Genomic DNA, 2441 nt, shown 5'->3' with positions numbered 1-2441 from the left:
GTCTAGGTATCCAGCCCGCTGCGCCCCTAATGCCTCGTCTCATCAATGTCGAGCTAACGCAGAGCAGCCGTCCGGACGCGAGCAGTTGTCCGTCGCTGCCCCCAACGCGAGGAGTCGGACCCAGCATGCCAGGTCCACGTGTGGCGGATCTCAATCATGTTGTGCTTCAGCGTGGTTGCGATTGAGCGGGCGGTTTCTACCCGTCGCCCGATTCGTGGGGGGCGAGTAGTTCTTCGGGGTAGAAGTGGTGGTTGAGGGTGTCTTGGCCGGTGTTCATCAGGGGTGGTGGGTGCCAGTGGATGCGTCCGGTGTCGGGGTCGACGCTGGTGGTCCACCCGAGTCCGACCAGGCGGTTGTCGGGCCCGCAACTCAGTGCGAGGTCGGGGGCGTCGGTGTTGCCGCCGTGCTGCCAATCGGCTTTGGCGTGGTGGACCTGGCAGTGGTCGGCCGGGGCGGTGCAGCCGGGGCGGGTGCAGCCGCGGTCGCGGTTGTAGAGCAGCAGGCGTTGTGCTTTGGTGGCCAACCGTTTGGTGCGGGCCATGTAGAGCGGTTCGGCGGTGTAGTGGTCGTAGATGATCAGGTAGTGGAAGCTGTGCGATGCCAACCTGATGAGGTCTTTCATCGGCAGTCGGATACCCGAACCGGTGACCGCGATTCCGGCGCCGGATTCCAGCTCGGCCAAGGTCGTGGAGACCACCACGGTGACCGGCAGACCGCCATGCTGGCCGAGCCGTTTTGACATCAGCAGTTCGCGCAGTGCGACTTTGAGTGCGTCGTGGTTGCGCTGGGCCTGGGTTCGGGTGTCACGGTCGGCGGCGGCCTGCTGGGCTTGCTGCGCTTGAGCAGTGCCCTGCTCGTGAGAGGCCTGCCGCTCCTCGGAGGCGTCGAGTTCAGTCTCCTCATCAATGGGATCGGCAGGCTCGGAGTCGGTCACGTCAGGCCCGGGCACGCCGGCATCGGCATCGGGAGTCTCGGGTTCGGGGGTGCCGATCTGGTCGTCGAACGGGTTGGGTGAGGGATTGTGGACGGGTTCGGCATCGGCGGGATTGTTGATGCCGGGGGCACCCCATACGCCGGTGACGGCCATCAGATAGGACGCGGTCTCGGGGTCCAGCCAGCCGTCCACGTGCACCAGCCCGTCAGCATCCTGTTTGCCGATCCGTAGCCCGCGCAGGTGGGCCGCCACGTCGGGACTGTCGCCGTCCTGGTTGAGCAGATACAGCAGTTTGTCCGCGGCGGCTTTCAGAGTTTCGGGAGTATCGCGGATCGCCGCGGCCACCAAGTCGGATTCGATCTGAGCGATTTCCGCCGTGCTGACGTATTTTTCGGCCTTCGCAAGGGTGTTGCGGATGATCGTGATGTGTTCGGCGTTGATCGTGCCGTCCAGCAGCGCCTCGGCGCATGCAGGCAGTAGTGGCTCCAATACCTCGCCGCCGATGGCATATCGCGGCCCCAGCTCGGCGGCCGCGGCCACGCGGCGGGAGGCTTCCTTGCCGCTGATCCGCATCCGGGTGGCCAGCACGTCCTTCCAGGACTTGCCGCCGACCTCGTGCGGGGCGGCCTGAGCCATCAGGGCAGCTTGGATCCGGTGATCGATCATCGCCTCGACGCGGGCCTGCTGTTCGCGCGCGGACTGCAGCGCCAACAGTTCGGCGGTGTCGAACCCGGTGAAATCGACATCGGCCAGTGCCGCGGTGGCGGCGCGGTGGCCGGCCAGCGCGGTCTGAACCACGTCCCGGTCCCGCAACAATCCGACCATCACCATGTATCGAACACTAGTTCTATACGCCGACAGAAACCCGCGCGATGGGACTGAGGTGGCTAAAGTGACTAAAGTTTTTTCGGCGAGCCCAGGCGGGTCTGCCTGGGGCCTCGAAGCTTATTGGGGAGAGCGGTAGTACTCCCGCTCCGATACCCCGGCCAGCGGCGCCAGGTACACCCACGGGATGGTTCCGGCGAGCCGATTGAGGGTGGCGACGGCATCGTTGTAGTACTGCCGGGCGAACGCCAGCTTGTTCTCGGTGTCCGCCAGGCTCTCCTGCAGGTTCAGGAAGTTGTTCGACGAATTCAATTGCGGGTAGGACGATCCCAGCGCCATCACTCCGGTCAGCGCCGAGTCGAGATCATGTTCGGCCGCGCTGCGCCGCTGCACCGACGCTCCACCGGCCGCCGAGGTCAGCGCCGCCTGGGCGCTGCTGACCCGGCCGAGCACCGCCGTCTCGTGTGAGGCAAACGTCGCCACGGTCTGCACCAGCGCCGGTATCAGCGCGGCCCGGCGGGTCAGTTCGACATCGATGCCACTCAATGCCTCGGCGACGTGCACATCCGCCGCCCGCAGTTTGTTGTAGCCGACGACGAAACCCACCAGTACCGCGACCGCGAGGGCCAGCACCACGATCAACAGGAGTGTCACCACGAGCCGCCTCCTCCCCCTCCTCCAC

Annotated in this window: 2 protein-coding genes; both read right to left on the bottom strand. The window is 65.8% G+C overall.

Annotated features, from left to right (window positions below; translation table 11 throughout):
* Positions 1 to 196: 196 nt before the first annotated feature.
* A complete protein-coding gene (locus tag E0T84_RS31460; RefSeq protein WP_138746415.1) occupies positions 197 to 1765 on the bottom strand; it encodes an HNH endonuclease signature motif containing protein in 1569 nt (522 codons plus the stop codon).
* 114 nt (positions 1766 to 1879) lie between these two features.
* Positions 1880 to 2416 (bottom strand): LemA family protein, encoded by a 537-nt coding sequence (locus E0T84_RS31455; protein WP_138746414.1) that lies wholly within the window; start codon positions 2414 to 2416, stop codon positions 1880 to 1882.
* Between the last annotated feature and the right edge of the window lie 25 nt (positions 2417 to 2441).

Source organism: Mycobacterium sp. DBP42 (genome assembly GCF_005924235.1).
Lineage (GTDB): Bacteria > Actinomycetota > Actinomycetes > Mycobacteriales > Mycobacteriaceae > Mycobacterium > Mycobacterium syngnathidarum.
The sequence above is the reverse complement of the archived record's forward strand: the minus strand, read 5'-3'. Positions and strand labels throughout refer to the sequence as shown.

Coding starts and splice junctions, on each gene's coding strand:
- E0T84_RS31460 (WP_138746415.1), bottom strand. CDS start 1,765: ATGGTGATGGTCGGATTGTTGCGGGACCGGGACGTGGTTCAGACCGCG.